Annotated in this window: 1 protein-coding gene; it reads right to left on the bottom strand. The window is 65.2% G+C overall.

The window, feature by feature from the left end; all coding sequences use genetic code 11:
* Nucleotides 1–302 (bottom strand): efflux RND transporter permease subunit (locus P0D89_RS54435; protein WP_408379920.1); only part of this gene is annotated, 302 nt, incomplete at both ends.

Genomic DNA, 302 nt, shown 5'->3' with positions numbered 1-302 from the left:
GGTTCTTGAAGCTGCCACCCCACGACACGGTGTACCCAGGCGGGAACTTGACTTGCGTCTGAACCGCATGTTGCGCAGCGAGGACGAAGCCGGCGAGGTCGCGGCCGCGCACGTTGGCCTGAACGAGGGTGACGCGCCTGCCTTCCTGGCGCTCGATGGTCGACGGTCCCGGCTCCATGCGAATGTCCGCCACCTCCGACAGCGGCACGGCACGGCCATCGCCATTGCTGATGCGTAGCGCACTGATGCGCGCCACATCGTCGCGATCCTTTGGTTGCAGGCGTACCCGGATATCGAACTGA

The sequence above is a fragment of the Paraburkholderia sp. RL18-085-BIA-A genome (genome assembly GCF_046027075.1).
GTDB lineage: Bacteria > Pseudomonadota > Gammaproteobacteria > Burkholderiales > Burkholderiaceae > Paraburkholderia.
The sequence above is the reverse complement of the archived record's forward strand: the minus strand, read 5'-3'. Positions and strand labels throughout refer to the sequence as shown.